Genomic DNA, 5,494 nt, shown 5'->3' with positions numbered 1-5,494 from the left:
CAGAGGGCCAAAATGATACACAAGCTTCTAAACTGGCCGTTGCTGCTCATTCTCTCAATCAAACTGCGGTTACTGCGGATTTTTTTGGGTATGGCCCAGGCTCAGATTGATGATGCGCGAGACATGGTTTGCAGCAGTTGCGCCATCATCAAGGACGGCTGCGAAACACCAAGCCGCTGCAGGCTAAAACCCTTGCTGGATAAAAAGGCACTGATAGGTCAAGCCCTTGCTAATACAGAGTACCGAATCGCTGCTATCACTCGCAGTTAAGTGCCGATGAAAAATCATCTCCATGTCAGCGTGAACAGGAACCAGTTTGATGGGCTATCTTTTTTCAGGACCGTTCTTCGATTTTGTTATGTCTCAAGAGCCGCTGCAGAGCTCTGAATACTTTACGCATGGCTCGAGTGCGATGCTATTTCAGCAGGGTGGCAACCTGTATCGCTTGACTACAGACGGTGCTGGGCACAATTTTTTAGCTATAGAGTCAGAGCAAGGCAACCCCAACACGGTGCGAATCATTAAAAATTATGGCCCCGTTGCTCCAAATGATGCTTACCCAGAAGAGGAGTATTACTGGTTAGCTCAGGTGGAATGGCTGAAGCCGCTGCTTCCAGACAGTCCTCAAGGCGTCCGCTTGCAAGCCCTGTTTGATTCGTTGTCCGAGGAAAACCTGGTCCAGCCGGAAGAACGAGATCAGTTTATCGAGGCATGTGAAACGGCTCTCGAAGCATATCCTGAGTTCAAGGGACTGTTGATCACCATCATGCAGGCAGCCCGTTATCTTGCTCCCGGCGAAGGACTTGTAGACGCCAATATCAGTAACGTGATGATACGCCCTGCATCCGGAGAACTTGTCTGGAGCGATCCTATCCATGACTCCCTTAGTGACCTGACGGATGAGGAAAGCATACGCATGTCGGATCTGCGCAAACGTCTCAGTAAAGCCCAAGCCACCCCTGATCAATACGGGTAAGGTCAACTTTTTTGACAGACTGGCTGATCAAACCCTTGGGAAGCACAGAACCAAGACCAAGTAGCACTGGCATGCCAATGTTGATCCAGCTGTTTTTCTTGGTCTGACACAGGTATTGCTTCTGCCAGTCTGATTATCTTGGGTGCATTCATGCTCCCAAACGTGCCGGCTTGAGCAATTAGCCCTCTGTAGACATGCCCTTTCCTTTCCTGATTTGGTCGCCTTTGATCAGTCGAATGCCGCCTTTCGCCACAATCAACCCCATTCAGGCCGGCCAAACCAGGTCCAACTCTCGATCTGCGCTCTGTTGCATCGCGTTGAAATCGAAACTCGATTTACAGATTTTGTACACCCCATTACCCATTGGGTTTTGTTATCCGGAACCATGCGCGTAGCACGTTAAGGATTTAAGAGGAGCAACTTTTGGATTTTCATACCTCATTCGCTAAAGAGTTGTGAGCTCTACGAAACCCGGGGCAGTTCACATAGCGCGAGTACGTAGCCGTCAGTCGATGTTCAAAACAATGGGCGGCATATCCTTTACGTGGCTTACCGGCTGCCAGTCAGGAGAAAAATAGCTAGGGCTGTAGCCAGTGATGCGAGCTGGCGTCCTCTGGATCAATGCTTGACTAAAGATACGAACCCATCTATTTTTATTGGGCGCGCTACTGCAGTCGGCTATCGAGCTTGATGCTCACGGGCTAATCACCCATCCGCTCCCCTCTGCTGCACGGGAGGTTTCAACTGCAGGCCAGAATCCAATCTGGTGCGTAACCCATGAAACCTAATCCTGATATTGGGAAAAAAACCATGTGCAGAATTGATGCCGAATTCGGCAAGTACGACCTTGACGAAAAAGGCGACCCCTCCGAGCGTTTTATCCAAGCCCTTGACGAATATGAAGTCGTCGGGCAACTCCGCTCATTGCTAACTAAACACTTCGCCACCACCTGGCAGCACGTATTCAGATCCGCTAACAGACTGGAAGAGGCGTTAGAACTTGCTCGAAGCCAAGCGACGACGGAGGACCAAGCCGCTGCCGTAATCTCATCCGGCCCGCTGGCAGAGCGCCTGCGCACGCAGCTACTGTTCGTCCCCATACATAAAGATGTCACTGGACGCACCTTAGAAACGCTCGATTTTGCCAAAGACGTAGCCCAAACGGTCTTTCCGCACTCCCCTTACAAGCTGTTTAAAAAGCTCAAACCCGACTCACAGTACGGTTGGTTCATAACCGCGCTGTACGGAAATGAGTACTTTCTCCACAGCGCAGTATTCGATGACCCAGCGCTTATTGCAGAAGGTGAGTGGGAAAGGGTACGGGTGCTCTGGTCGTGCTTGCCCGCGTGGTCACACGACGAGCAGCAAATCCCGACTGAGTTGGCATCAATTTTCAGCCCTGATGCCAAAGCTCTGATTTCAGTTTCGTCAACACAGTGGCATGCTGGCCCGCCAACACCTGCAGCACACCAATGGCTTCAGCGAGTCAGGTTTCTAGAGGCTTGGGTTAAATCCGATGCTGCAGCCGGCAGACTCCGTAACCCGCACGAAGGCGTTATTCAAAAGCTATATACTGAGATGGAACCACTATGGTCTGACCTAGAGGCGCTACGTTCAGGCGACAGCGATGAAAAGGACCTGTACAACTCTGCCAGAAATTGGCTCATAAACTTGGAACTGCGGCTAAAGGAAACCCTAGCGGTCCACATGGATCTCTCCAATGCTGATGAAATCCAAGTTACTGACTGGGCTTCACAGCTTGATAAATGCGTCCAGGTGCGCACCTATCAAAATCCAGATCCGCTGGCGTGGGATGCCGCCGAGGAAAAAGCTGTTAGCAGCATACTCTCGCGGCTTACTCCCGAGAAAACCGAGGCATGGATTCAGGGCTCAGTCCACAGCGATGTAACAGCAACACTACAAAGCAGACTGGACTCGTTCCCAACACTATCTGATCAGAGCAGCAGAAAGTGGTGGGCATCGGACTATTCGGCCATATGGAAAGCCAAGCTAGAAGCCGAGATCCATGCCTTGGGCGTTAAAGATGCATTGGCCGTTCTATCCTGCAGGCTTTTCCGGCTGCCCAGTGAAGCAGTATCTCGAGAACTTCACCCTTGGTGGGATAGCCTGCTCGAAAAGTTGATTCACGACCCCGAGTTTCCACTGGATCTAACCCCGCAATGGACTGTCCATGCTATTGGTAGATTGAGTGACGAGGTCGTGCTGCCTTACATCGACAAGAGCCTCGGACTGCTGCGCAGCCGACTGTCGAATGCGGCAGAGCCTGATCTGAACAACCAACTCGATGCACTGTTGAGCAGGCTATCGCACCTAGACCCGCGGAAAACACTTCGACATCGCCTGATGCTCATGCGCTCGTCGTACTTGCCGTTCGCCGACGAGTCACTATCACGCTTCAGTTCGCTTCACAGCGACAAGGCTGTCAGTTGGTACAGCTCACTAAGTGAGCAAGCTAGGAACTTTCACGCAAAAAAACTCAACGGAACGCCTTATGTTGATCGGCAGGAATTCGAAGCAGCTGAGCTGAAGATCTACCAGTCTTTCGCCCTTGATCTGATCGATTTTTGCCTTAGCCGCCTGCGCCTGCGCAAAGGCGAAAGGAAGCCCGAAGATGAACGGTACGCCGATAGCCAGGTGACCGAGCAATCGGCTATCTGGCGTCAAGGATATTTGAAGGCGCTGCTGGAAGTCGGCCTTGACCCTAACGGTAAGGCGCATAAAACCCTCTTTTTTACCCGGCAGTTCGACCCTGATGAAAGCGTCCGCGATGTCGCGAAAGAGGCTTATCGAGCCGTGCGCCGGGAAACCAAAAGTAAAAAAAGCGTTCAGGACTACAAGCGTGGGCTGATCGCCGCTGAATGGTGGCTGCTAATGAGTCAGCGACGCGCACTCGATCTTCCCATAGACCCAGAGGGAGCCCTCAAGACACGGCGCAATATGATGCGCAATCCGTAACCACCCGCAACAAGAAAAGTCACGGTGTACTGGAGCCTGATGCTCCTATTCTGACGCCTCGCGTCCGCCATGCAGAACCTTTTACCGACCGCACGACTGCGGTCGCCAAGGAGTTGACGCATGTCCAAAGATAATTTGATTTTCCCCATCAGCCCTGTAAAAGCAGCTCCCGTCGACGTTGACGCTCTGACCATCAACTGGCACGTGACGGAGGCCTGCAATTATCGCTGCCAATACTGCTACGCGAAATGGACGGACCACCCCTGTCCCCGCGAGCTATTTCACGATCGCGACCGCAGCCAGCACTTGTTGACGGAGTTGTTCCAGTATTTTCAGCCGACAAACACCAGTAATCCTCTGCGTGATGCCCTCTCATGGCGCACTCTGCGCCTGAACCTGGCTGGCGGAGAGCCATCGATACTCGGAGAGCGCCTGCTAGACATCACCCGCATCGCCAAACAAGTAGGGTTTGAGGTTTCACTTATCAGCAATGCTTCAAGGTTGACATCTGACGTTATAAAGCAGCTTGCGCCGCAACTGACCTACCTAGGTGTCAGCCTAGACTCCACGCACTCTGAGACCAATCTTGCAATAGGACGGGTAGAAAGAAGCGGGCAACGGCTGAGTCTAAATGAGCTGACCGCGAACCTGGACTTTGCTCGTCAAGTTAACCCCGCACTTAAGATCAAGATTAATACCGTCGTCAACGCCTTAAATGCCGATGAAGACTTGAGCGGACTAATCACACGAGTTCGCCCAGAGCGCTGGAAGGTGCTGCGGATGCTACCAATAGTTGATACCACACTTGCCGTTAGCGACGAGGCCTTTGCAGCCTTTGTGGAAAGACATAGCGCTTTCCGATCAATCCAGTGCGTCGAGGACAACAGCGACATGTGTGAGTCGTACCTTATGGTCGACCCATATGGCCGTTTCTTCCAAAACCAAGTAACTGGGAAAGGAGGCTACCTCTACAGCCAACCGATTTTACCTTCCGGTGCCGCCGCAGCCTTTTCCGAAATGCGCTTCAACCCGGCCGGCTTTCGCTCCCGTTACACAACAGCACCGAGGGAGGCATCATGAGGAAGTACTGCTCAGACAAAGACTTCGACCTCGTCATACGGTGCCTAGTGCGACACGGATGGGGTTATCAACGTGGCGGCAAACACGGCAAGTTGACTCACCCCTCTCTTAGGCGGCCCATTACGGTTTCTATTTCACCCAGTGGCCGCCGTAGTTTGCAGCGATTCAAGCAAACTGTTCTGTCTACCCACAACTGTACTGGAGTAACTAAAAGCCAGATGTAACACGTCGCCGGGCGGGCGCAGGCTTCTTACCAGCGTCCGCCCGGCAGCGTTCCAGAGTTTTGTCACGACTCAGCCATCAGCACCGACCGAGCAGGGCAGCTTGTGGCTGCATACTTCCAAGATCTTGCCGATAGGCTCTTCTTGTAAACCATGCGGTAGAGGCTGAATCTCTCTATATTCGTAGACACCCTTGAGGGGCCGTTTATGGGCAATTTTTATCTGTCGTCATCCGCTGCTT

Annotated in this window: 4 protein-coding genes; all 4 read left to right on the top strand. The window is 52.3% G+C overall.

The window, feature by feature from the left end:
- On the top strand, positions 1-270 hold a 270-nt coding region (locus tag AC27HQ_RS16800), incomplete at its 5' end, for a hypothetical protein (protein ID WP_487157348.1).
- A gap of 46 nt (positions 271-316) precedes the next feature.
- Positions 317-976: a hypothetical protein gene (locus tag AC27HQ_RS16795; RefSeq protein WP_487157347.1), complete on the top strand. Its 660-nt coding sequence runs from the start codon at positions 317-319 to the stop codon at positions 974-976.
- Between the two features lie 777 nt (positions 977-1,753).
- Positions 1,754-3,952, top strand: coding sequence for a hypothetical protein (locus tag AC27HQ_RS16790; RefSeq protein WP_487157346.1), 2,199 nt, complete (start codon positions 1,754-1,756; stop codon positions 3,950-3,952).
- Between the two features lie 120 nt (positions 3,953-4,072).
- Complete coding sequence (locus AC27HQ_RS16785; RefSeq protein WP_487157345.1) at positions 4,073-5,032, top strand: viperin family antiviral radical SAM protein; 960 nt, start codon at positions 4,073-4,075, stop codon at positions 5,030-5,032.
- The last annotated feature ends 462 nt before the right edge of the window (positions 5,033-5,494 follow it).

The sequence above is a fragment of the Halopseudomonas sp. 4NH20-0008 genome, assembly GCF_057548395.1.
The sequence above is the reverse complement of the archived record's forward strand: the minus strand, read 5'-3'. Positions and strand labels throughout refer to the sequence as shown.